General features: G+C 68.9%; 15 protein-coding genes. 7 read left to right on the top strand and 8 right to left on the bottom strand.

The window, feature by feature from the left end; genetic code table 11:
- Position 1: 1 nt before the first annotated feature.
- Positions 2-1,045, top strand: coding sequence for a sulfate/molybdate ABC transporter ATP-binding protein (locus IC40_RS0104905; RefSeq protein ID WP_030133636.1), 1,044 nt, complete (start codon positions 2-4; stop codon positions 1,043-1,045).
- On the opposite strand, the gene IC40_RS0104900 is transcribed toward IC40_RS0104905, so the two are convergent.
- Both IC40_RS0104900 and IC40_RS0104895 read right to left on the bottom strand, forming a co-directional pair.
- Complete coding sequence (locus IC40_RS0104900; protein WP_030133635.1) at positions 1,042-2,511, bottom strand: amidase; 1,470 nt, start codon at positions 2,509-2,511, stop codon at positions 1,042-1,044. The two genes, IC40_RS0104905 and IC40_RS0104900, sit on opposite strands and share 4 nt — an antisense overlap.
- A 24-nt stretch (positions 2,512-2,535) precedes the next feature.
- A complete protein-coding gene (locus IC40_RS0104895; RefSeq protein WP_030133634.1) occupies positions 2,536-2,895 on the bottom strand; it encodes a hypothetical protein in 360 nt (119 codons plus the stop codon).
- A gap of 310 nt (positions 2,896-3,205) precedes the next feature.
- Here IC40_RS0104895 and IC40_RS0104885 point away from each other — a divergent pair, with 310 nt between their 5' ends.
- A complete protein-coding gene (locus IC40_RS0104885) occupies positions 3,206-3,796 on the top strand; it encodes a TetR/AcrR family transcriptional regulator (protein ID WP_036469394.1) in 591 nt (196 codons plus the stop codon).
- A gap of 14 nt (positions 3,797-3,810) precedes the next feature.
- Here IC40_RS0104885 and IC40_RS0104880 read toward each other — a convergent pair whose 3' ends face one another.
- The 4 genes from IC40_RS0104880 to IC40_RS28530 form a co-directional block, all read right to left on the bottom strand.
- Positions 3,811-4,536, bottom strand: a complete 726-nt coding sequence (locus IC40_RS0104880; protein ID WP_030133631.1) for a sirohydrochlorin chelatase — start codon at positions 4,534-4,536, stop codon at positions 3,811-3,813.
- Positions 4,533-5,240, bottom strand: coding sequence for a phosphoadenylyl-sulfate reductase (locus IC40_RS0104875; RefSeq protein WP_030133630.1), 708 nt, complete (start codon positions 5,238-5,240; stop codon positions 4,533-4,535). Before IC40_RS0104875 ends, IC40_RS0104880 begins: the two co-directional genes overlap by 4 nt.
- Positions 5,241-5,246: 6 nt before the next feature.
- The gene (locus IC40_RS0104870; protein WP_030133629.1) at positions 5,247-6,929 is read right to left on the bottom strand and encodes a nitrite/sulfite reductase; all 1,683 of its coding nucleotides are present in this window, start codon (positions 6,927-6,929) and stop codon (positions 5,247-5,249) included.
- Between the two features lie 124 nt (positions 6,930-7,053).
- Positions 7,054-7,158: an Ms4527A family Cys-rich leader peptide gene (locus IC40_RS28530; RefSeq protein ID WP_353618507.1), complete on the bottom strand. Its 105-nt coding sequence runs from the start codon at positions 7,156-7,158 to the stop codon at positions 7,054-7,056.
- Between the two features lie 83 nt (positions 7,159-7,241).
- On the opposite strand from IC40_RS28530, the gene hemW reads away from it, so the two are divergent.
- Positions 7,242-8,390, top strand: coding sequence for a radical SAM family heme chaperone HemW (hemW, locus tag IC40_RS0104865; protein WP_030133628.1), 1,149 nt, complete (start codon positions 7,242-7,244; stop codon positions 8,388-8,390).
- On the opposite strand, the gene IC40_RS0104860 is transcribed toward hemW, so the two are convergent.
- Both IC40_RS0104860 and IC40_RS0104855 read right to left on the bottom strand, forming a co-directional pair.
- Positions 8,391-13,526: a type I polyketide synthase gene (locus IC40_RS0104860; protein ID WP_036469392.1), complete on the bottom strand. Its 5,136-nt coding sequence runs from the start codon at positions 13,524-13,526 to the stop codon at positions 8,391-8,393.
- 130 nt (positions 13,527-13,656) lie between these two features.
- Positions 13,657-15,315 (bottom strand): (2,3-dihydroxybenzoyl)adenylate synthase, encoded by a 1,659-nt coding sequence (locus IC40_RS0104855; RefSeq protein ID WP_030133626.1) that lies wholly within the window; start codon positions 15,313-15,315, stop codon positions 13,657-13,659.
- Between the two features lie 101 nt (positions 15,316-15,416).
- On the opposite strand from IC40_RS0104855, the gene IC40_RS0104850 reads away from it, so the two are divergent.
- The 4 genes from IC40_RS0104850 to mbtD are packed head-to-tail and all read left to right on the top strand — an operon-like array spanning position 15,417 to position 23,957.
- Entirely contained in the window at positions 15,417-18,920 is a 3,504-nt protein-coding gene (locus IC40_RS0104850; protein WP_030133625.1) for a non-ribosomal peptide synthetase, read from the top strand.
- On the top strand, positions 18,917-19,660 hold the full coding sequence (locus tag IC40_RS0104845) for a thioesterase II family protein (RefSeq protein ID WP_030133624.1): 744 nt from the start codon (positions 18,917-18,919) through the stop codon (positions 19,658-19,660). Before IC40_RS0104850 ends, IC40_RS0104845 begins: the two co-directional genes overlap by 4 nt.
- A 14-nt stretch (positions 19,661-19,674) precedes the next feature.
- The gene (locus tag IC40_RS0104840) at positions 19,675-20,991 is read left to right on the top strand and encodes a beta-ketoacyl [acyl carrier protein] synthase domain-containing protein (protein ID WP_030133623.1); all 1,317 of its coding nucleotides are present in this window, start codon (positions 19,675-19,677) and stop codon (positions 20,989-20,991) included.
- On the top strand, positions 20,991-23,957 hold the full coding sequence (gene mbtD, locus IC40_RS0104835) for a mycobactin polyketide synthase MbtD (protein WP_030133622.1): 2,967 nt from the start codon (positions 20,991-20,993) through the stop codon (positions 23,955-23,957). The genes IC40_RS0104840 and mbtD overlap by 1 nt, the downstream gene beginning before the upstream one ends.
- The last annotated feature ends 6 nt before the right edge of the window (positions 23,958-23,963 follow it).

Below are 23,963 nucleotides of genomic sequence, written 5' to 3'. Positions count from 1 at the left end.
GATGAGCGAAACCGCGATCACGGTGAAGGGCGCGAACAAGCACTACGGTGACTTCGCGGCCCTGGACAATATCGACTTCGTGGTGCCCAAGGGTTCGCTGACCGCGTTGCTGGGGCCCAGCGGCTCGGGCAAGTCGACGCTGCTGCGTGCCATCGCGGGTCTCGACCAGCCCGATACCGGGTCGATCACCATCAACGGCCGCGACGTGACGGGCGTGCCGCCGCAGAAGCGCGGTATCGGCTTCGTGTTCCAGCACTATGCCGCGTTCAAGCACCTCACCGTGCGCGACAACGTGGCGTTCGGGTTGTCCATCCGCAAGAAGCCGAAGAACGAGATCAAGGAGAAGGTCGACAACCTGCTCGAGGTCGTCGGCCTCGCCGGTTTCCAGAACCGTTATCCCGCACAGCTGTCCGGCGGGCAGCGCCAGCGGATGGCGCTGGCCAGGGCGCTGGCCGTCGATCCCGAGGTGCTGCTGCTCGACGAGCCCTTCGGTGCGCTGGATGCCAAGGTCCGTGAGGACCTGCGGTCCTGGCTGCGCCGGTTGCACGACGACGTCCACGTGACCACCGTGTTGGTCACCCACGACCAGGCCGAGGCGTTGGATGTCGCCGACCGCATCGCGGTGCTGAACAAGGGACGCATCGAACAGGTGGGCTCGCCCACCGAGGTGTACGACGCCCCCGCCAACCCGTTCGTGATGTCCTTCCTGGGCACCGTGTCGTTGCTCAACGGAATCCTGGTGCGTCCGCACGATATCCGCGTGGGACGTAACCCCGATCTGGCCATCGCGGCGGGTGACGGCACTGCCGAGTCGACGGGGGTGACCAAGGCCACCATCGACCGGATCGTGACACTGGGCTTCGAGGTACGGGTGGAGCTGACCAGCGCGGTCAACGGCACCCCGTTCACCGCGCAGATCACCCGCGGTGATGCCGAGGCGCTCGGCCTGCGTGCCGGTGACACCGTCTACGTGCGGGCGACCCGGGTCCCGCCGATCGCCGGTGAGCTGCAGAGCGCAGAGGTTCGCGCTGACGCGTTGGCTTAGAGCGGGGCCACTCGATCGGCCCACGGCAGCGCCTGCTCCAACTGGGCGGCCAACGTCAGCAGCAGGGACTCGCCGGCCAGCGGCGCGACGAACTGCACACCCAGGGGTAGCCCGTCCACGGTCCAGTGCAGCGGCAGCGTGATGGCGGGCCGGCCGGTGATGTTGGCCAGCTGCGTGTAGGGCACCCAGCCGAGATTCTTGTCGACCATATCGTCCACGATCTTGGTGTAGCGCAGCAGTTTTGCGGTACGGGTCTTCAGTAGTAGATCGGCGCCGCGCTGCAGCGCAACGGGCAGATCGAACTCGCCGATGCGCGGCGGAGGCGTCGCCAGCGTCGGCGTCAGCAGCAGGTCGTGGCTCTCGAAGAAGGTGCTGAGCCGGCGGGTGTGCTCGTGGCGGCGTTGCACCGCGTCGACGTAATCCACGCCGCTGGTGGCGCGTCCGAGCGCGGCCATGATCAGGGTGTCCTGTTCGAACATCTCGTCACCGCAGCCGGTGACGCGCTTGGCCTCGTCGACCTCCCAGGCCAGGTAGACGAACCAGGTCAGCAGGAAGTCGCGAGCCAGGGCGGCATCGTCGAAGGGCGCCTCGGGCAACTCCTGCACATGGTGGCCGAGTGCGGTGAGCGTCTCGACGGTCTTCTCCACCGCGGCGTACGCCTCTCGGTGTGGATGCGGGGTGATGGCGGCCGGGACGCGCACTCCGATGCGCAACCTGCCGGGGTCGCGCCCCACAACCGATGCGTACGGCGCCGCGGCCGGGGCCGGCGAGTAGGGGCCGAATGGTTCGCCGCCGGCGATGACGTCGAGCATCGCCGCGGAATCGCGGACGCTGCGCGACACGACACCCTGCACGGCCGAACCGTGCATCGACTCACCGCTGGCCGGGCCCATCGGGGTGAGGCCGCGGCCGGGTTTGAGACCGACCAGACCGCAGCAGGCGGCGGGGATACGGATGGACCCGCCGCCATCGTTTGCCCCCGCGCACGGCACGATGCCTGCTGCGACCGCCGCCGCCGAACCGCCCGATGAGCCACCCGGGGTCCGATCGAGATCCCACGGGTTGCGGGCGGGTCCCCACAGCTGCGGTTCGGAGATGCCCTTGGCGCCGAACTCGGGCAGATTGGTCTTGCCGAAGATCACCAGTCCGGCGTCAAGCCAGCGCGAGACGATGGTGGAGTGCTCGGCGACCGGAAGGTGCTGCAGCGAGCGGGAACCGGCCGAGCTGGGAAGCCCGGCGTAATCCTGGGCGAGGTCCTTGATCAGGAACGGCACGCCGGCGAACGGACCGCTCAGGTCGTCGGTGGGCTGTGCGGGCACATCGCGCACGATCGCGTTGATTCGCGGGTTCACCTCAGCGGCCCGCGCGGTGGCCAGCTCCAGCAGTTCGGCCGCGGTGACCTGCTTGGCTGCCACCAGTTCGGCCAGTCCGATGGCGTCGTGGCTGCGGTACTCGTCGAATCTCATGTGCTCACCCTATGTCTGCCGAATTCAGCCCCGGTGCCGTTCGCGCTGTTGTCTGCGTCTGCGTAATTCCAGGCGGGCGAGCCCGAAGGCGATGAGGACCGGGATGACGAACTTCATCGCGTCGATGACGTCGCTGAGCCAGTCCGGGAAAGACCAATCGGGGAGCTGGACGTCGGGCCAGGGGATGGCCGGGAGGTGCTGCCAGGGAACGTTGTTGACGAACCAGGAGACGATGGGGCCGACCGCCAACGCCACGGCGAGCGTCGCGATGGCCATGGTGATGCGGTATCCCGTGTAGGCGCGGGGGTGGGCCGCGATGAAGGCGTCGCGACGGGCGGCGCGTGAGCCGGCCTCGGCGCGGAAATCCTGGCCGCCCAGGCCCACCGCGGCCGAGGGGTCTTGCGCGGGTGCCAGGACACCCGGCGGGCTGGACCGAACGAGCCGAACCGCAGTCGGACCGATCCCGCGATACCGGTATCGGACGCGGGGGTGAGGGTGATCCGGCCGGCGGCGCTGCGGCGCTGAGCGACTGTCGTGCCGTCGACGGACCAGGTCGCCCGCCGCCCGAGGCCTGCGGGTTCGACCTCGACGATATGTCGGTGTCCGTCGGCATCCAGATACCAGCGTTCCGGTGTCGGCATGACATCAGATTATCGGAGTGGATACTCTATTAATAGTCTTGAGGAGGTGCCCGATGGCCCGCACGGTCGACCCGGTCAAACATGCTGCCCGCCGCGCGCACATCATCGATGCGGCGATGACCTGTTTCGCCGCCGGCGGTGTGGCCGCCACGACCACCGCCGCGATCTGTGCGCAGGCGGGCGTCGGCTCAGGGACGTTCTTCCACTACTTCCCGACGAAAACCGATGTGCTAGTGGCGATTCTGGAAGTGGGCACCGAGCAGACCCGGGAATGGTTCTCCGACCGCGGCCCTCGCGATGATCCGCTCGCGGTGGTGCTGGACTGGGTCAGGCATACCGCCGACACCGCCGCGGACGCGCGGGTTCCCGGCTTCATCCGCGCGGTCGGTGCGGTGATGGCCGAACCCGCTGTCGCCGAGGCGCTGGCAGCCGACGACCGGGCCCAGCATACGGGCCTGCGCGACGTGGTGCGCCGGGCACAGCAACGGGGCTGTATGCGTCGCGATCTGCCGGCGCCGGAACTGGCCACCTGGGTCATGGTGCTGCTGGACGGCTTCCTGAGCAGGCTGGCCACCGACCCCGCGTTCCTCGTCGATGCCGAACGCGAGAGGCTCGTCGACGCGGTGACCCGGCTGATCGACTAGGTACCGCTATGCGGCTATGCCGCGACAGACAACGCGATCGCCGCGTCGAATCGGTCCAACACGGTCTCGGCGACCAGGCGGTGCGCACCAAGCGGAGCGGACATCGAAATACCGTGTGCGGCAGCGAAATCCGCCACCCGATCGGTGATCTTCCCGGGCGCCAGGAACCACGGGGCGATCAGGATGCGCTGAGCGCCGCGCAGCCGCAACCCGCGCACGGCATCGGGTAGCGAGCGCTGCGACCCGGTGGCGAAGGCGGTCGTCACCCCCGCCCAGGCACTGTTGAGTGCGACTGTAGCGGCCACCGTCGCGGTGCGGGCATTCGCGTCCTGTCGCGACGAACCGACCGCGGTCACGATCACTCCGACGTCCGAGTCGTGGACGGACACGCCGGCCTCGGCAATCCGCCTGCCCAACACGGCCAACAGCTGGTCATCCTCGCCGAGGGTGTCGGCCTGCCGCGCCGCGGTACCGCTCTCGGCGATCATGGCGGGGATGTCCACCCGAGCGTGATAGGCGCTGGCCAACAGCAACGGCGTCACCACGGCACGATCGCCGACCTGACGCAGCACATCGACCAAGCCTGGCGCGTTCTGCTCGCAGAAAGCGGGCACGACCTCCAGCCCGGGTCGCAGGACGCGGATCGTGTCGGCCACCGCGTGCGTGTTGGCGGCCGAACGCGGATCGGCGCTGCCGTGGGCGGTCAGGACGAGAACCGGTGCGGGCACCGTCGCGGTCATGACGCGTGCAGACCGCACTCGGTCTTGGACTGACCCGCCCACCGTCCGCTGCGCGGGTCGGCACCCTCGACGGGCTTGCTCGTGCACGGCGCGCAGCCGATGGAGGGATAGCCCTCGTATACCAGGGGATTGACCAGGATGCCGTTGGCGTCGATATAGGCCTGCATGTCCTCATCGGTCCAGGCGGCGATGGGATTGATCTTCACCAGCCCGAACGCGGCATCCCAGCTGATCAGTGGGGCATTGGCCCGGGTGGGAGCCTCGACCCGGCGGATACCGGTCACCCATGCCGAGTAGTTGCTCAACGCCTTGCCCAGCGGTTCGACCTTGCGCATCCGGCAGCACGCGCCCGCGTCACGGGCGAACAGATCCTTGCCGAACAGCTCGTCCTGACGGGTCACCGAGTTCTCCGGGGTCACGTTCACCACGCGCACGTCGTAGACGGCCTCCACGGCATCGCGGGTGCCGATGGTCTCCACGAAGTGATAGCCGGTGTCCAGGAACAGCACGTCGACACCGGGCCTGACCTTGGCGGCCATCTCCACCAGCACCGCGTCCTGCATGTTCGACGCGACGATGTAACCGTTGCCGAAGTTCTCGTCGGTCCAGCGCAGCAGTTCCTCGGCGCCGGCGCCGGCCAACTCCGCCGCGCCGCGCTCCGCCAGCTCCTTCAGCTCGGTTTCCGATCGTGTCACCGCTGTCATGTCACATCACCTCAAGTCTGCTTCGTCGGCGCGCACCGCCCACTGAGCGAAACGCTCATCGGGCTCGCGTTGTTTCACGAAGTTACGAACGACCCGCTCGATGTAGTCCCCGAGCTCGGTGGCCAGCACCTTGTGCTGGCGCAGCTTGCGGCCGAAGGCGCTGTCCAGGCCCAGGCTGCCGCCCAGATGGACCTGGAATCCCTCCTCGGGGCCGTTGCCCTCGTCGACCATCTGGCCCTTGAAGCCGATATCGGCGACCTGGATGCGGGCGCACGAGTTGGGGCAGCCGTTGATGTTGATGGTCACCGGCACGTCGAGCTGGGCATTGAGGTCCTCAAGACGCTTCTCCAGCTCCGGCACCAGCACCTGGGACCGGCTGCGGGTCTCGGCGAAGCTGAGCTTGCAGAATTCGATACCGGTGCAGGCCATCAGGTTGCGTCGCCAATGCGACGGGCTCGACGGCAGGCCCAGGGCGTCCAGGCCCGAGCGCAGTTCCTCAAGCTTGTCGTCGGGGACGTTGAGGATGATCAGCTTCTGATACGGCGTAAAACGCACGCGGTCCGAACCGGCGGCCTCGGCCAGGTCGGCGACCTTGGTCAGGATGGTGCCGGTGACGCGCCCGGCGATGGGGGACACCCCGACCGCGTTCAGACCGTTCTTGAGCTTGGTCACACCGACATGGTCGATGGGCCGGGTCACCGGCGTCGGCGCCGGCCCGTCGATGAGTTTCCGACCCAGGTATTCCTGTTCGAGAACTTCCCTGAACTTATCCGTGCCCCAGTCCTTGATCAGGAACTTCAGCCGGGCCTTGGCGCGCAGCCTGCGGTATCCGTAATCCCGGAAGATCGAGACGACCGCCTCCCAGACATCGGGCACCTCCTCCAGGGGCACCCACACGCCGACACGCTTGGCGAGCATCGGGTTGGTGGACAGTCCGCCGCCGACCCACAGGTCGAAGCCGGGCCCGTGCTCGGGATGCACCACCCCGATGAACGCCACGTCGTTGATTTCGTGCACGACATCCTGCAGACCCGAGATCGCGGTCTTGAACTTGCGCGGCAGGTTCGAGTACTCGGGCTTGCCGATATAGCGCTTGACGATCTCGTTCACCGCGGGCGTCCCGTCGATGACCTCGTCGGGATGCTGGCCGGCCAGCGGTGAGCCCAGCACGACGCGCGGGCAGTCACCGCAGGCCTCGGTGGTCTGCAGGCCCACCTCGTCGAGGCGGCGCCAGATCTCCGGCATATCGCGCACGTCGATCCAGTGGTACTGGACGTTCTGCCGGTCGGAGATGTCGGCGGTATCGCGCGCGAATTCGGTGGAGATGCCACCGAGGGTGCGCAGCGCCGCGAGGCTCAGGTCACCGGCATCGCTGCGTACGCGCAGCATGAAGTACTCGTCTTCGAGCATGTCGGTGTTCTCGTCACCGGTCCAGGTGCCGTCGAAACCGGGCCGGCGCTGGGTGTAGAGGCCCCACCAGCGGAAACGGCCGCGCAGGTCACCTTTGTCGATCGATTCGAACCCGTTGGGTGCATAAATGCTCTCGATGCGCTGACGCACGTTGAGCGGGTTGTCATCCTTCTTGGCCTGCTCGTTGGCGTTCAGCGGCTCGCGGTAGCCGAGGGCCCACTGGCCCTCGCCGCGGGGCCGCTTCACAGGCTTGGGTGTGTTGGAGACCGTTTCGGTCATGTTGTCGAGGCTCCTTGTCGGGGAGCGGCTCACCGATCGCGCGGAATCGCCGGGGGCTGGCCGGCGGCGCAGATCCGGCGGCCGGCTCATGGGTGGGGCAGGCTGATTCCGATATCGACGCGGGTCAGGGCAGACAACAACAGCTACAGATGCGCTTCAGGTCGACATGCCGCCGGACCACCAGCGCAATGCGGGTGGTGCTGTCAACGGCGGCGGTCACGTGCGACATTCTGCCACGACGGCTGCAGACGCCCTAACCGGGCCAGCTTTGGACTCAGGGTGAGCAAAACGGGTTCTGGGACAATTCCGGGTATGAGCAGCCCCCAGCCGGACACCGCCGGACCCTTCGGCATCTACGTCCACGTGCCGTTCTGCGCCACGCGCTGCGGGTACTGCGATTTCAACACCTACACCCCGGCCGAACTCGGGGATGCGACCCCGGACGGCTGGCTGGCCGCCCTGCAGGTCGAACTGGAACTCGCCGCCCGACGGGTCGGAGCGCGGCCGGTCGACACCGTGTTCGTCGGCGGGGGCACACCGACCCTGCTCGGCGGGGACGGGCTCGCAGCCGTGCTGGCCGCGGTGCGGACGAACTTCACCCTCGCCCCGGGGACCGAGGTCACCACCGAGGCGAATCCGGAGTCCAGTTCGCCGGCACTGTTCGCCCGACTGCGCGAGGCCGGCTACACCAGGGTGTCGCTGGGCATGCAATCCGCGGCGACGCATGTGCTCAAGGTGCTCGACCGGGTGCACTCGGCCGGGCGAGCGCCCGCGGCCGCCCGCGAGGCGCGCGCGGAGGGTTTCGAGCACGTCAACCTCGACCTGATCTACGGCACGCCGGGGGAGAGCGATGACGATCTGAAGCTGTCGGTGGAGACGGCGCTGGATGCCGGGATCGACCACCTGTCGGCGTACGCGCTGATCGTCGAGGACGGCACCGCGCTGGCCCGCCGGGTGCGCCGCGGCGAGTTACCTGCCCCGGACGACGATGTGTTGGCCGATCGTTACGAACTGCTCGACGCCGCCCTTTCGGCGGCGGGGCTGTACTGGTACGAGGTGTCGAACTGGAGCACCCCAGGCGGGGAGTGCCGGCACAATCTCGGCTACTGGGACGGCGGGCACTGGTGGGGTGCGGGCCCGGGCGCGCACGGTTTCCTCGGGTCGACCAGGTGGTGGAACGTCAAGCACCCCAAGGCCTATGCGCAGGCCCTTGCCGAAGGCCGGTTGCCGGTCGCCGATTCCGAGGAACTCGACGACACCGCACGACACATCGAGGACGTGATGCTGAGGTTGCGTTTGCGCAGCGGGGTGCCACGATCGCTGCTCACCGACGCGGAGTCGGTGCGCGCCGGGGTCGCAGTGGCCGACGGGTTGCTGGACGACACCGGGGACCGATTGGTACTCACCGACCGCGGCAGATTGCTCGCTGACGCGGTGATCCGCGATGTGCTCGCCGACTGATCAGGGGCAGGCGCCGATCTGTTCGTCGATCTCTTCGCGGATCTCCTGATCGGCTGGATCCTGTTGCCCGGAAAGCAGTTCCACGATCCGTGCCGTGACGGCCGCAGCGGTGGGATGCTCCCACAGCAGCGTGGGTGGCAGCGCGAGGCCGGTCGCACGCTCCAACTGTTTGCGCAGCGCCACGGTCATGATCGAGTCCACCCCGATCTCGGCCAGCGGCAAGCGTGGATCCACCGCATCCTCGGACAAGCCGAGCTCGGCGGCCACTGCGCCGGTGACCAATTCGGCCACCCGCGCCGGGGAGGGCACCCCATCGCGGCCGGGGTGGACGACCGCCGCGCCGGTGTCCTCGCCGTCGACCGGGGCGATATCGGCCAGCATCGGCACTGCGGCGGCATCGGCGTCGACCGGGAGGACCACCACATGCGGCTGGTCGGCGCGCATCGCGAGATCCAGTGCGCGCATGGCATCGTCGGGCCCGACGACACCCATACCGAGCGCGCGCAACTGCGCGGCCACGAAGCTCGAGGTCGAGCCCATGCCCAGTCCGCGCCATGCGGTCCAGGCCACCGCGGTGGTGCGGTCACCGAGGCTGCGACGGTGCTGGGCGAAGGCATCCAGATAGGCATTGGCGCAGGCGTATGCGCCCTGACCCGGGAACCCAGCCAGGTATCCGCAGGACGAGAACAGCACCAACCAGTCGAGCTCACCGGGTGCGAACACCTCGTGCAGGACCAACGTGCCGTCGACCTTCGGTCGCATGGCGGCGGAAAAGTCCTCGGCCGTTGTGCTGGCGAGCAGGGCCCCGGCCTCGACACCGGCCGCGTGCACGACCCCGCGCACCGGGGGTAGATCGCGCAGCACCGCGCGTAACTCGTCGGCGGCACCGGGCGCGGCGATATCGACCGCGGCCACCCGCACCGATACTCCCCGTTCCTCGAGCGCGAGGATGGTGCGGGCGGGCTCGGCGTCGGCAGCCCATGCCGAGCGCTCGGCGATCCCGCGCCGCGACAACAGCACGATGCGCCGGGCACCGAGATCGGCCAGCCGGGTCGCCACCAGGACGCCCAGGGCGCCGGTGCCGCCGGTGACCAGGTAGGTACCGGCCGGTGAACAGCTCAGCGGCAGACCACGATGAGATTCGGCACGCGTCAGCCGTGCGGTCAGAGCGATATCGTCACGGACGACGACGACGCCGTTGCCCGCCAGTTCGGCGAGGACGCCCAGCGGCAGGCGGTCGTCGGCCACGTCGATGACCCCGCCCCACAGGCCGGGGTGTTCGGCCGCGGCGACCCGGGAGAAGCCCCACAGCGGTGAACCGTCGATATCGCTGCCCTCGTACACGCCTCGGGTCAGCGCCCACAGCCGAGCCGCGGTGGTGCGCTCCAGCAGCGTGGTCAGCGTGCGATGTACGGCGGTGACGGCGTCCAGGGGTGCGTCACCGGCCCGCGGTAGCACCAGCACCACCGCACCGGGGGCCAGTGTCGCCGGGATCTCCTCAGGAGTCGTGCACAGCCGGTGTGCGACGTCGGCCGCCGCCAGATCCCGCATGCACCAGGCCAGCGTCGGCGCATCACCGCCGACCAGGATCAGCTGCGGCGGGCGGGCGCCGGTCTGCCACGGCGCGGGGTGCCAGGCCAGCTGCTGCATCATCCGGGTGACGTCATTACCGCCCGGGTTCTCCAGTTCATCGAAGTACATGCCGGTGATGGCGCCGAGCACCGTGCCGGTCTCGTCGGCGATGCTGACATCGGCCGTGGTGCCGCCGGCACACCGGATGTGCAGCACCGCGGTGCCGATCGGGTTGGCGTGCAACGCAACCCGATCGATACGGGCCGGCATTCGCAGGCGCAGTGCGGCGTCGAAGATGATCGAGGCGGCCGAAGTGGCGGCGTCCAAGAGGCCGGCCCAGGTGGCGGGCGTGCCGCCATCGGGCTCGGCGCGTACGACGGCCAGGAACTCGCCATCACCGCGGCGCAGTTCGGTGACCTCCCAGCCGAAACCCATCGCCGCGACACCGAGACCGGCAAGCGTGTCCACCACATGACCGGCGGGCAGCGCCTCGGTACACCGGGCGCGCACCGCGGCCAGGTCGAGATCGGCCGGCAGCGGCACCGCAGCGGCGATACCCGCAGTGCAATGGGTCAGCCATCCGTCGGTGGCATCGTCGCCCTCGGTCCGGATGCTCGATGCCAGCGTCAGCGTCCCGTCCTGGCGAACCACCTGGATGTTGCGGGCCCGACCGGGCGCCACCGGTGTGCGCAACCGGATATCGACGATCTCGCTGCCCGCAGCGGTCAGCAGCGTGTTCAGCAGCACCGCGGCAGGGACGATCTCGGTGTCCCGCACGGGATGATCACCGGGGTAGGGCCGGGTGGACATGTCCAACTGGGTCTGCCACACCGTGGCCGGGACACCCGCGGACACCTGCAGACGACCGCCCAGCAGGGTGTTGGTGTCACGATCGTGCACCCCGCCGCCGTTGGGCGGGGTCGCCGGGGTACGCCAGAAACGTCGGTGCTGCCACTGGTTTCCGGGTAGGCCGGGTGCCCAGCGCGAATGGTCGGGCGCCAGCGCGACGGGTGCGCCGTGACAGTGCAGTGCGGCGATCGCCGTGGTCACCGACCGAACCTCGGGCATGTTGCGCCGGTGCAGTGGGAGAACGCCGTAATCGTCGATGCCATCGTGGGTCAGCGTGTCGACGATGGAGTGCGAGACCACCGGATGCGCGGCGACTTCAAGGAACAGTCGGTGCCCGTCCTCGGCGGCGGCGGTGACAGCCTCGGCGAAGCGGACCCGTCCGCGCAGATTGGCCATCCAGTACTCCGATCCGCGCCGGGCCGTCGACCTCGGATCGGCCGACGCGGTGGTGTACAGCGGCACGACCGGGTCCTGCGGATCCAACTGTGCTGTGAGCCGGCCCAATTCGGCGGTGAGCCCGTCCATGGCCGGGCTGTGGAATGCCACATCGGTGTTCACCGTCCGCATCACGATTCCCAGCGCGGACCACTGTTCGACCACCCTGCGCACCGCGTCGGCGGTGCCGGAGATGACGGTGGATTCGGGTGCCGCGCTGATGGCGGCGACCACACCGGGATGGTCGTGTAACCGGGACTCGGCGTCGGCGAAGGACACCGCGGCCAATGCCATCGCACCGTGACCCTGCACGGTGCGGAACCCGCGGGCGCGGTAGCAGGCGACCTTGGCACCGCTGATCAGATCGAACACCCCGGAGATGACGCAGGCGGCCACCTCGCCGACGGAATGCCCGATGACGGCGGCAGGCGCAGCGCCGCGTGAACGCAGCACCGCGGCAAGACCGACCTGCATGGCGAAGGTCAGCGCCTGGACCTGGTCGGTGCCGCCATGCTCGCCCGAGGCCAGGGCGTGGCGCGCGGAGAATCCGAGTTCGGCGGCGAACACCGGTTCGATCTGATCGATGACGGCAGCGAAAGCGGGCTCCTCGCGAAGCAACTCCGCACCCATACCCGTCCAGTGCGAACCGTGCCCGGAAAAGACCCACACCGCTCCGCGTTCGGCGCCCGGTACCACCGACCCCGTCGCCACCGAACTGTGCTTGGCACCGGCGGCCAGCGCGTCCAGTCCCAGCACCGCCTCCCTGTGATCCTCGGCGATGATGGCCGCGCGCACCGGCTCGGGGGAACGGCGATTCCACAGGGTGCCCGCGATATCGGCCATCGCGTCATGGCCGGAACGCAAGTGTTCGGCAAGGGCGCCGGCATTGGCCGACAGTCGTTTCTCCGATCGTCCCGAGACCGGGATGACGTGCAGCGCAGGGGTTTCCCACTCCGGCCCAGGGGAGCTCTGCGGCGCCTCCTCCAGCAGGACGTGGGCGATGGTGCCGCCGTAGCCGTAACTGCACACCGCGGCCCGGCGCGGGGTCTCGGTCTGTGGCCACGGCTCGGTGTCGGTATTGACCCGCAGGCCGTTGGTGCCCCAGTCGACCGCGGTGGTCGGGGTGCGCACACCGGCAGTCGGGGGGATCATGTTGTGCTGCAGTGCGAGTGCCGCCTTGATCAGGCCGACCACGCCCGCACCGCCCTCGAGGTGTCCGGTGTTGGGTTTGACCGATCCCACCACGCACGGCGCGCCGGCAGGCCTGCCGTGGCCGTAGACCCGCGACAACGCGGTCAGCTCCACCGGGTCGCCGGTCGGCGTGCCCGTGCCGTGGGCCTCCACATAGTCGATGGTCGCGGGGTCGATACCCGCGGTGCGACAGGTGCGGCGGAACATATCCTCCTGGGCGGCGCCATTGGGAGACATGATGCCGACGGTCCTGCCGTCCTGGGCCACGGCGCCGCCGCGTATCACCGCGATCACCCTGTCGTTGTCCCGGCGGGCGTCGGCGAGCCGCTTGAGCACCACCACCGCGGCACCCTCGCCGCGCCCGTACCCGTCGGCGGAGTCGTCGAAGGATTTGCATCGACCATCGGCGGCGGTGGCCCCGGCCACGTCGAGCACCCTGGTCAAACCCGGGCCGATCAGCGCGCTGACACCACCGGCGAGGGCCAGCGAGGTCTCACCCGACCGTAGAAGCTGACAACCCTGGTGTACGGCCACCAATGACGCCGCGCAGGCCGCGTCGAGCGCGACGCTGGGTCCGCGCAGGTCGAGCAGATGCGATACCCGGTTGGCGATCCCGCACAGGGCGGTGCCGATTCCGGTCCAGGCCTCGATTCCGGGCAGGTCCTCCATGACGAGCTTGCCGTAGTCGTCGGAGTTGACGCCCATCAGCACCGCGGTATCGCTGCCGGCCAACGCGCGCGGGGCGACACCGGCATCCTCGAGGGCCTCCCAGCTGACCTCGAGTGCCAACCGCTGCTGCGGGTCCATCAGTTCGGCCTCACGCGGTGACACACCGAAGAACTCGGCGTCGAAACCGGCGAGATCGGACAGGAAGCTGCCCTTGGTGGTGGTGGCCTTCAGGATGGCGGCATTGCGTGGGTCGCGACGCAGATAGGGCTCCCAGCGGTCGGCGGGGACCTCGCCGACCGCGCTGGCCCCGTCGAGCAGAAACTGCCAGAACTGGTTGGGGGTGTTGACATCCCCGGCCAGTCGGCAGCCGATACCGATGATGGCGACCGGCTCCGGGGCGGGTTGCTGGTCAAGCGTCACGGCTGTAGATCCTTCACCTGGTGTGCGTTTGGACCGATCGTGGCACGCTTCGTGGCCCCGTGGCGGGCTACCCTGTGTGCCGCCGGGCACATCGGTCTCCGGAAACTCAACTGCGCCAGTGCATTGCCGGTCACGACGCACTCAATTGTGCGATGATCTGCTTCTTGTCCACTTTGCCGACCGCGGTCTTGGGCAGGGTGGGAAGCGCGGCGAGCATGTCCGGTCTGGTGTGGGCGGACACCCCACGGGAATCCAAAAAGCTGTTCAAATCGGCCAGTGTGATGGGCGCACCGGCAAAAACCACAGCGGCGCAGATCTTTTCACCGAGATAATCGTCGGGCAGCGCGACGACGGCCGCGGCATAGATCCCGGGATGGGCAAACAGGTGCTCTTCCAGGTCGGATGCGGACACCGTCTCACCGCCACGATGGATCACGTCCTTGATGCGACCGGTCACCTCGACGTAGCCGGCCTTCGCTCCATCGGTGAAGATGCGGACCCGGTCCCCGGAGCGGTAGAACCCGTCGGGGCTGAACGAGCGGGCATTGGCCTCCTCGGCGCGGTAGTAGCCGTTAATGGTGTACGGACCGCGCACCAGCAACTCGCCCTCGTCGCCCGGGGCGACGTCGACACCGAACTCGTCGACGACGCGCATCTCGTCATGCGGTGACATCGGCCTGCCCTGGGTGTGCAGCAGCACCTCGACCGGATCGCCCGGGCGGGTGAAGTTCAGCATGCCCTCGGCCATGCCGAAGATCTGGCTCAGGCCGGGTGTCAGGTTGTCCAGGATGAACTTCGCCTCCTCGGCCGTCATCCGTGAACCGCCGACCTGGACGACCCGCAGCGATGTGGGTAGCACCGGTTCCCAGTCGCAGGCCTGCGCCCACACCTTGGCCAGCGCGTTGACCAGGCCGGTGACGGTGACCTGATGCTTGTCGATCAGGGCGAAGGCGTTCTCCGGGCTGGGGTCGGTGGTGAAGACGGTGGTGGCCCCCACGGTCATCGCGCCGAGCAACCCGGGGCAGGCCAGCGGGAAGTTGTGCCCGGCGGGCAAGGCGACCAGATAGGTGTCCGCGCTGGTCATATCGTATGCCCGCGCCGAGGCGACGGCGGTGTAGACGTAGTCGTCGTGGGTCCGCGCGATCAGCTTCGGTAACCCGGTGGTGCCACCGGACACCAGCAGCAGGGCGGGCCCGGACGTATCGACCTCCACCCGGCGCGCGGTGACCGGCGGCGGACCGGGCTCGGTCAGGGTGGCGAAGGCCCGGTACGGGCCGGGGTCCCCGTCGACGATCACGTGCTGCAAGGCGGGATGCTCGGCCTGCAACGCGGCGGCCATGTCGCGGAAGTCGAAACCGCCTGCGGTATCGGGGATTATCAGTCCGACCGCACCGCTGATCTCGGCGAAGTGCCCCAACTCGGCGGCTCGGTGGCCGGAAAGGCACATGACGGGTACGACGCCCGCGCGCAGCAGGCCGAACAGCGCGACGGCGAACTGGGTGGTGTTGAGCAGTTGCAGCAGCACCCGGTCACCGGGTTGTAGCCCCAGCTCGACGAGCCGCGCGGCCACCACATCGGCGACGGCGTCCAGCTCGGTGAAGGTGTAGCTGCGCTGGGCATCGACGACCGCGCGGGCGTCCGGCCACCGGGTGGCGGCGTCGGCGAGTATCGAATCCAAGGGGGAGCCGGTCCAGTAGCCGGCCTCCCGATAAACCGCGGCGCGATCGGCCGGAAACGCCACGAAGCCATCGGACAGATCGTCGCGTTCCTTCGGAAAAACCGTGCTCATGCTGGATAAACCCTGTCTCTGGGTAGGTGCGATGCCGATACGAATATAGGGTAGCCTCACTGCAGTTAGGGAAGCCTGTACTAAATCTTCGGAGGCACGGCGTGGCGGTCGCTGGGACCACAGCAGAAACGGTTCGGGTCGAGGTGGCCGAACTCCTCGGAATCGCTGCCGAATCGCTGGACCCGAATGCCGATCTCATCGCCTCCGGGCTCGACTCCATCCGGATGATGTCGCTGTCGGGGCGGTGGCGTAAGCAGGGTATCGAGGTGGGATTCGCGGCCTTGGCCGCCAATCCCACGGTGGCCGCATGGCAGGACCTCGTCGCCAAGCACGCACCTGCGGCACCTGTGGCCATGCCCGCCAGGGCACATGGTGGAGACGAACCTGGCGCGCCCTTTTCGCTGGCGCAGATCGCCCACGCGATGTGGGTGGGTCGCCACGGTGAACAGGAACTCGGCGGGGTGGCCGCGCACCTGTACGTCGAATTCGACGGTACTGGTGTGGATCCCGAGCGGCTACAGCGCGCGGCGACGAAACTCGTTGTCCGCCATCCCATGCTGCGTCAGGAGATCCTGCCCGACGGCACCCAGCGGATCGGTGATCGCGGTCTTCCGGTCACCATCTACGACCTGCGCGAAGTGGCCGACGCGGACGAACGCCTGGAGCGCATCCGCGACGACAAGTCCCATCAGCTGCTCGACGACGAGGTGCTGCAGATCGCGTTGTCACTGCTGCCCGGGGGGAAGACCCGGTTGCACGTGGACATGGACATGCAGGCCGCCGATGCGGTGAGCTACCGCAACTTCATGGCCGACCTGGCCGCGTTCTACCGCGGTGCTGACCTGCCCGAGCTCGGGTACACCTACCGCGAGTACCGCAACCAGTTGGTCGCATCCACCCCGCCGCCCTCGGAAGCCGATCGGCAGTGGTGGGCAGAGCGGATCCCCGATCTTCCGGAACCGCCTGCGCTGCCGTTGGTTCCGCGCGATCAGCAGGAAAACCCGTTGCGCAGCATCAGGTTGTGGCACATCTTCGACGTGCCGACCAGGGACGCGCTGTACGCCAACGCACACAAACGCGGTATCACCCCGGCGATGGCCGTTGCCGCGGCCTATTCGAATGCCCTTGCCCGCTGGTCCACCGACCCACGCTTCCTGCTGAACCTGCCGATGTTCGGCCGTGAGCCCTACCACCCGGATGTCGACAAGCTGGTCGGATGTTTCACCTCGTCGCTGATGCTCGACATCGATCTCGGGGCGGCGTCGACCCCGGCGGCACGCGCCCGCGCCGTGCAGGAGGTGTTACACACCACCGCCGCGCACTCTTCGGTATCGGGGCTCGACGTGCTGCGCGATATGAGCCGGCATCGCGGCACCCAGACGCTGGCCACCATCGTCTACACCAGCGCCCTCGGGCTGGGCGATCTGTTCGCCGGTGATGTCACCGACCAGTTCGGCGAGCCCGTCTGGACCATCTCGCAGGGCCCGCAGGTCCTCATCGACGCGCAGGCCACCCCGCTGGCCGATGGGCTGATGATCAACTGGGACGTCCGCGTCGAGGCCTTCCCACCCGGTGTGCCGGAAGCGATGTTCGCCTACGAGGTGGCCGAGTTGGCCCGACTGGCCGCCGACGACGCGGCCTGGGACGAGCCCGACCCACCCGCGCTGAGCGAGCAATCGCGCGCCGTGCGCGCCGCTGCCAACTCCCGCACCGCGCCGCCCAGCGGCGAGAATCTGGTCGACGGCTTCTTCCGCAACGCCGCGGCGACACCGGACGCCACGGCACTGATCGCCTCCGGCGGAGCGCTGACCTACGGCCAACTCCGCGACCAGGTCGTCGCGGTGGCCGGTTCACTGCAGGCCAGGGGTATCGGCCGTGGCGATATCGTCGCGGTGCTGGGACCCAAAGGTGCCGAACAGATCCCGGCCCTGCTGGGCATCCTGGCCGCCGGCGCGGCCTACCTGCCGATCGGAATCGACCAGCCGGCCGACCGTGCCACCCGCATCCTGGATACTGCGGGAGTGGCCTGCGCGCTGGTCTGCGGAACCGAGGTGCCCGAGGTCCTGACGAAGACCGACCTGCCCTACCTCACGGTCACGCAAGCCTGCACCGCCACCGTCGCCTTCGAGACCGTCGAGACTTCGCTCGACGACCTCGCCTATGTGTTGTTCACGTCCGGGTCGACCGGTGAACCCAAGGGCGTCGAACTGACCCACGACGCCGTGATGAACACGCTGGAATTCCTTTACCGGCACTTCGAGATCGGTGCCGATGCCCGCGCGCTGGCGCTGTCACACCTGGAATCGGACATGTCTGTGCCCGATGTCTTCGGCACCCTGCGCGTCGGCGGCACCATCGTGATGGTCGACGAGGAACACCGCCGCGATCCGGACACCTGGGCACGGTTGATCGCCGAACACCGGGTGTCGGTGGTGAACTTCCTACCCGGATGGCTGCAGATGCTCACCGAGGTTCCCGGTGACCTGTCCTCCCTGCGGGTGGTACTCGCCGGCGGTGACTGGGTGCGCCCGGACATGGTGCGCGCACTGCGCGCGCGGGCACCGCGGATGCGATTCGCCGGCCTGGGCGGTGCCACCGAGACCGCCGTGCACGGCACCATCTTCGAGATCGGGCCGGGTGCGGGAGACGATCTGGGACTTCCGGCGAACGCTGCCGCGGTGCCCTACGGTGTGCCGTTCGACAACAACGCATGCCGGGTGGTCAGCCCGTCCGGTGCCGACTGCCCCGACTGGGTACCCGGCGAACTCTGGTTCACCGGCCGCGGGATCGCACGCAGCTACCGTGGCCGCCCCGACCTGACCGCCGAGAAGTTCGTCGAATACGACGGCCGGACCTGGTATCGCACCGGTGATCTGGCCCGCTACCGGCCCGACGGCACGCTGGAGTTCATCGGCCGCACCGATCACCGGGTCAAGCTCAGCGGCTACCGCATCGAACTCGGTGAGGTCGAGGCCGCCCTGACCCGTCTTCCCGGTGTCGCCGCGGCGGTCGCGGCCGTGGTTGCTCCACCGGGCGGCGCAGACCGACACACAGGCGATGTGCTCGGGGCTCTGGTTCGCCTTGACGATCCGGCCCTCGATCCCGATGCCATCGCGTCGGCGCTGGCCGATCTGGTTCCCGCGCACATGATTCCGCAGTTGATCGTCAGCTGTGACCGGATCCCCTACACGATCGGGGGCAAGATCGACCGCAAGGCCGTCGCGCTGCGGTTGGCCGAGGCCGAACTACCCGCCGAACGCGGCTACCGCGCACCGACCGGAGCGCTGGAGACCGCGGTGGCCCGGATCATGGGCGAGCTACTCGGCCGCGACACCATCGGCGTCGATGACGACTTCTTCGGTCTCGGTGGGGATTCGGTGATGGCGACACAGGTGGTGGCGCATGTGCGCGACTGGCTGGACACACCCACCATCATGGTGCCGGACGTCTTCGCCACCCGGACCGTCGCCGCGCTGGCGCGGCGCCTGACCGAACGCGAGGCCGATGCTGACCGCTTGGAGCTGGTGGCCCAGCTGTACCTGGAGGTCGCCGAAATGGATGACGCCGCCGTCCAGTCCGAGTTGCACAGCGCGGGACTAGCGTGACCGCCGCCGATCTGACGTTCGCTCCCTGGATCAAACGGTATCCGGCAGCCACGACCGGGGCGGGTGCCACGCTGGTGTTCCCGCATGCCGGCGGCGCCGCACTGGCCTACCGCTCCTTCGGTACCGCGCTGGCCGCTGCCGGATCGGATGCCTATGTGCTGCAATACCCCCGACGTGGTGACCGACTGACCCATCCGGCGCACGCCACGGTGGGGGAGTTGGCCACAGACCTCTTCGCCGCGGGCGACTGGGCCGGCATCGGTCCGCTGCGGTTGTTCGGACACTGTATGGGCGCGGTCGTTGCCTTCGAGTTCGCCCGGGTGGCCGAGCAGCGCGGCGTCACCGTCGACGCACTGTGGGCCTCGGCCAGTGAGGCACCGTCGGCGGTGGCAAGCGCACCCGACCTGCCGATGGCCGAGAGCGAGATCCTGGCCGAGATGGTCGATCTGGGCGGCACCGACCCGCAACTGCTCGCCGACGACGATTTCGTCGAACTGTTGCTGATGGCGGTGCGCGCCGACTATGCGGCGTTCAATCGGTACGAGTGCGGCGGCGATATCCGCATCGCCGCCGATATCCACACCCTCGGTGGCGAGCGTGACCACCGCATCGACGAAAACATGTTGCGGCGCTGGCAGGCCCACAGTAGCGGCGCTTTCACGGTCTCGATGTTCGACGGCGGCCACTTCTACCTCGACGAGCACTCCGGCGAGGTGGCCGAGCTTGTGAATGCGCTGTGAGATGAGCACGTGCGATGAGCGCTGAGAACACCGATCCGGTTGTGATCATCGGGATGGCCGTGGAGGCCCCCGGTGGTGTCGACTCCTGCGACAGCTACTGGGATCTGCTGGCCCAGGGGCGGGAGGCGCTGACGCCGTTCCCGGACGACCGGGGCTGGTCCATCGCGGAGCTGCTGGACGGATCGCGCCGCGACGGTTTCAAGAAGATCAACGACCTGGGTGGATTTCTCACCGGCGCAGCCGAGTTCGATCCCGCGTTCTTCGGCATCTCGCCGCGGGAGGCCACCGCGATGGATCCCCAGCAGCGGGTGGCGCTGCGGCTGGCCTGGCGTGCCCTCGAACACAGTGGGATCAACCCCGACGATCTCGCCGGGCAGGAGGTGGGCTGCTACATCGGTGCCTCAGCGCTGGAGTACGGACCCGACCTGAGCGAATACTCCCAGCACAGTGGACATCTCATCACCGGCACCTCCCTCGGAGTCATATCCGGCCGGATCGCCTACACCCTGGATCTGGCCGGACCAGCGTTGACCGTGGACACCTCCTGCTCCTCGGCCTTGGCGGCCCTGCACACCGCCGCGGCAGCCATCCGCAACGGCGACTGCGAGATGGCGCTCACCGGCGGGGTCTGCGTGATGGGAAGCCCGGGATACTTCGTCGAATTCTCCAAACAGCATGCACTATCCGACGACGGACACTGCCGGCCCTACAGCAGCGCGGCCAGCGGGACGGTGTGGGCCGAAGGTGCGGGAATCTTCGTGCTGGGGCGCCGGTCGGCGGCGCTGCGCGACGGCCGTCGCGTACTGGCCGAGGTGCTGGCGACCGGTGTCAACTCCGATGGACGCACCGTGGGGTTGACCGCCCCGAGCGGCGCCGCCCAGCAGCGGTTGTTCGCCAGCACACTGCGACGAGCGGGCGTGCGCCCCGACGACGTCGGCATGGTCGAAGGACACGGCACCGCGACCCGGCTCGGCGATCGCACCGAGTTGCGTGCGCTGGCCGACACCTATGGTGACACCACCCGCGCGGGCGCCGGCGCGTTGCTCGGCTCGGTGAAATCCAATATCGGACATACCCAGGCCGCGGCGGGCGCCCTCGGGTTGGCCAAGGTGATCATCGCCGCCCAGCGCGGTGCTGTTCCGCCCAGCCTGCACACCGCGCATCCCAGCCGGGAGATCGGCTGGGATGCCCAGGGCCTACGGCTGGCCACCACACTCACCGAATGGCCTGCGCGCGAAGGTCGGCGGATCGCCGCGGTGTCGGCATTCGGCATGAGCGGCACGAACACCCACGCCATCGTGGCCATACCCGATGACGGTGAGGCCGCCTGATGACCATGCCACACACACCTGCCGGGACCGCATTGCCGGACGGCCGGACCCCGGTGGTGCTGAGCGCGCACGCCGAGGATCTGATCGGCTCCGACGCCGCCGCCATCGCCGGTTACCTGCAGCGCAGGCCGGCGATGACCGATGTCTCCCGGGTGGCCGCGACACTGCTGCGCACCCGCCGCGTTCGCAGGCATCGCACCCTGATCCGCGCCGCCGACATCGGCGAACTCACCGACGCGCTGCAGGCGCTGGCGACGGGTGGCGAGCACTCGTTGGTCACCCGCGCCGACCGCGATCACACCGGCCGCATCGCCTTCGTCTTCCCCGGTCAGGGCAGCCAGTGGCCGTCGATGGGTGCGCAGGCGTACGCCGAATTGCCCGACTACGCCGCCGAAGTCGACCGCTGCGCCGCCGCGTTCGGGGCCGCCGGCCATCCCTCGCCGCTGGATTATCTGATGGCCGACGCCGGTGCCCGCACCAACGATTTCAACCAGGTGCAGATCCAGGGCGCCCAGTTCGTGCACGGCGTCGCACTGGCCAGGGTGTGGCAATCGATCGGTGTCACACCGGACCTCACCGTTGGCCACAGCCTCGGTGAGATCGGCGCCGCCTATATCGCCGGAACCGTCACGCTCGCCGACGCGGTGGGCATCGTGCACGCCCGCGCGACCCTGCTGGACCGATTGACCGGCCCCTACCGGGTGGCGGTGCTCGGCGTCGGCCCGGACCGGGCGCAGGCCGAGATCGATGCCACCCCGGGCTGGCTGGAACTCTCGGTCGTCAACTCCGACTCCTCGGTGGCGGTATCCGGTGACACCGACGCCGTGGCGACGGTGGTCGGCCGTCTCACCGCCGACGGTGTGTTCGCCCGCGAGATCGAGATGTGGTTCCCCGCACACACCACCAAGCTCGACCCGCTGCGCGAGGAACTCGAAAGCCTGCTCCCAGCAGGCAAATTCGAGGAGGGGATGATTCCCTTCCTCGGATCGGCCACGGCACGGACCGTCGAGGCAGGCACCGACTTCGCCGAGTACTGGTACACCAACCTACGCAGCACGGTCCGCTTCGACGAGGCGATCCGAGCCACCGCGCAATCCGGCGTCGGCACCTACATCGAGATGTCGGCCCATCCGGCGTTGCTCTTCGCCATCGGTGACACCCTCGACGGGCTCGGGACCGGGAATGCACTGGTGCTCGGGACCGGTCGCCGCGACGAACCGCTCGTCGACCGGCTGGCCGCCAACCTCGGTGCGGTGGCGATCTCCGACCCCGACCACCGCTGGCCGGATCCGCTGCCCGGAAATCCCGCCCTGCTGCCGGACTTCCCGTTCGCGCCGATGCAGGCCCGACATCACTGGGCCACCCCGGATCCGCTGCCACCGATACCCGGCCTGAAGGTGCTCTCCGAGACCTGGGAGCTGGAGCAGGCCCGGCCAGGCCAGGCCCGGGCCGCGACGGTGCTCGACCTCGGGGATGCCGCCGAACTCGCCGGTGCACTGCGGGAACGATTGCCGATGGTCAAGGCCGAGGACGCCGATCTGCTGATCGTGCTGGCCCCGGCCAGCGAGCAGCTCGACGCCGCCGCCGCCGGACGCGAACTGGCCGCTCGTGTCGACAGCGGCCTGCTGCGCTACGCCGACGATGCCGGGCCGCGGATACGCGATATCTGGCTCGTCACCGTCGGCGGTGAGCAGGTGCGCGACGGCGAACCGGGCCCGCTGCCCGCCCAGGCCGCACTGGCGGCCATACATCGCAGCATCGGATGGGAGCATCCCGATCACGAGTTCGGGCACCTGGACCTGCCGTCCTGGCAACCCGATCCGGCGACCACCGCACTCGCCGTCGACGCCCTGTTGGGCGCCCCCGCCGAACTGGCGGTACGCGACACGGGCGACGGTCCGATACTGCTGCGCCGCAGCATGATCGGGGCCGCGCCGCCGACGGCCCTTCACGCTGCTCGCGCGGCACGAGACAGGCCCATGACGTTCGACGAGGTCGTCATCACCGGCGGGTCGGGTTCGGTCGGCAGTCGATTCCTGCACCACCTGGCCGCCCGCGGAGCACGGCGCATCGTGCTTCTCGGTCGTACCCCGGCCGAGGTACCGCGCATCGAAGGGGTCGAGGTGCTGGCCCCGCGTTGCGATATCACCGATCCCGCCGCGCTCACCGCCGCCGCGGCCGAGTCCGCCTGCGGCGGCGCCACATTGCTGGTCCATGCCGCCGGAGCGGCACGCATCGCCGACCACCGCGACCTCACCGGCGCCGATATCGACGCGACGATGGCGGCGAAGGTCACCGGGTTGGCCAATATCGCCAGGATCTGGCCGATGCAGGCCGACGCCCGCATCATCGTGTGCTCGTCGGTGTCGGGATTGTGGGGCGGCGCCGGCCACGCCGCCTACGCGGCTGCCAACCGGCTCGCCGACGTGCTGACCGCGCAACTGCGGGCCGAGGGTAGGCACGCCACCGCGGTGCGGTGGGGTCTATGGCCGGGCCGCGGGATCATCGACACACCGGATATCGCGCGGGTGCAGCGATCCGGCCTGCTCCCGATGGACGCCGACCGGGCCATCGAATCGGTATTACGCGATATTGCCGACGACCCGCTGGTGTTCACCGCCGACACCGAACGGTTGCACCGTTTCCTCGGTGTCCCCGGCGAGGGGACGGTGCCGACCGCCCAGGTGACCAACGGCATCGCCGAGCCTTCGGTGGCCGGCATGGACGCGGCAGGCGTGCTGCGGGTGGCGCTCACCGAGGTGCTCAAGCTGCCCGACGAGATCACCCCCGACCCCGCGGCCTCCCTGCTCGACCTGGGCGTCGACTCCCTGTTGGCGCTCGACCTACGGAAGAAGCTCAAGAACGCCGCCGGCGCGAACGTGCCGCTGGCCGCGATCCTCGGCGGCGCAACCGTCGCCGAGGTCATCGAGCACATGCAACGAACGACAGAAGGCACGCCCCAGTGACTGACA

Source organism: Mycolicibacterium neoaurum ATCC 25795 (assembly GCF_000691525.1).
Lineage (GTDB): Bacteria > Actinomycetota > Actinomycetes > Mycobacteriales > Mycobacteriaceae > Mycobacterium > Mycobacterium neoaurum.
The sequence above is the reverse complement of the archived record's forward strand: the minus strand, read 5'-3'. Positions and strand labels throughout refer to the sequence as shown.

Bases quoted from the DNA above. Each gene is read 5' to 3' on its own strand.
- IC40_RS0104905 (WP_030133636.1), top strand. From the start codon at position 2: ATGAGCGAAACCGCGATCACGGTGAAGGGCGCGAACAAGCACTACGGT.
- IC40_RS0104900 (WP_030133635.1), bottom strand. From the start codon at position 2,511: ATGAGATTCGACGAGTACCGCAGCCACGACGCCATCGGACTGGCCGAA.
- IC40_RS0104885 (WP_036469394.1), top strand. From the start codon at position 3,206: ATGGCCCGCACGGTCGACCCGGTCAAACATGCTGCCCGCCGCGCGCAC.
- IC40_RS0104880 (WP_030133631.1), bottom strand. From the start codon at position 4,536: ATGACCGCGACGGTGCCCGCACCGGTTCTCGTCCTGACCGCCCACGGC.
- IC40_RS0104875 (WP_030133630.1), bottom strand. From the start codon at position 5,240: ATGACAGCGGTGACACGATCGGAAACCGAGCTGAAGGAGCTGGCGGAG.
- IC40_RS0104870 (WP_030133629.1), bottom strand. From the start codon at position 6,929: ATGACCGAAACGGTCTCCAACACACCCAAGCCTGTGAAGCGGCCCCGC.
- IC40_RS28530 (WP_353618507.1), bottom strand. From the start codon at position 7,158: ATGTCGCACGTGACCGCCGCCGTTGACAGCACCACCCGCATTGCGCTG.
- hemW (WP_030133628.1), top strand. From the start codon at position 7,242: ATGAGCAGCCCCCAGCCGGACACCGCCGGACCCTTCGGCATCTACGTC.
- IC40_RS0104855 (WP_030133626.1), bottom strand. From the start codon at position 15,315: ATGAGCACGGTTTTTCCGAAGGAACGCGACGATCTGTCCGATGGCTTC.
- IC40_RS0104840 (WP_030133623.1), top strand. From the start codon at position 19,675: ATGAGCGCTGAGAACACCGATCCGGTTGTGATCATCGGGATGGCCGTG.
- mbtD (WP_030133622.1), top strand. From the start codon at position 20,991: ATGACCATGCCACACACACCTGCCGGGACCGCATTGCCGGACGGCCGG.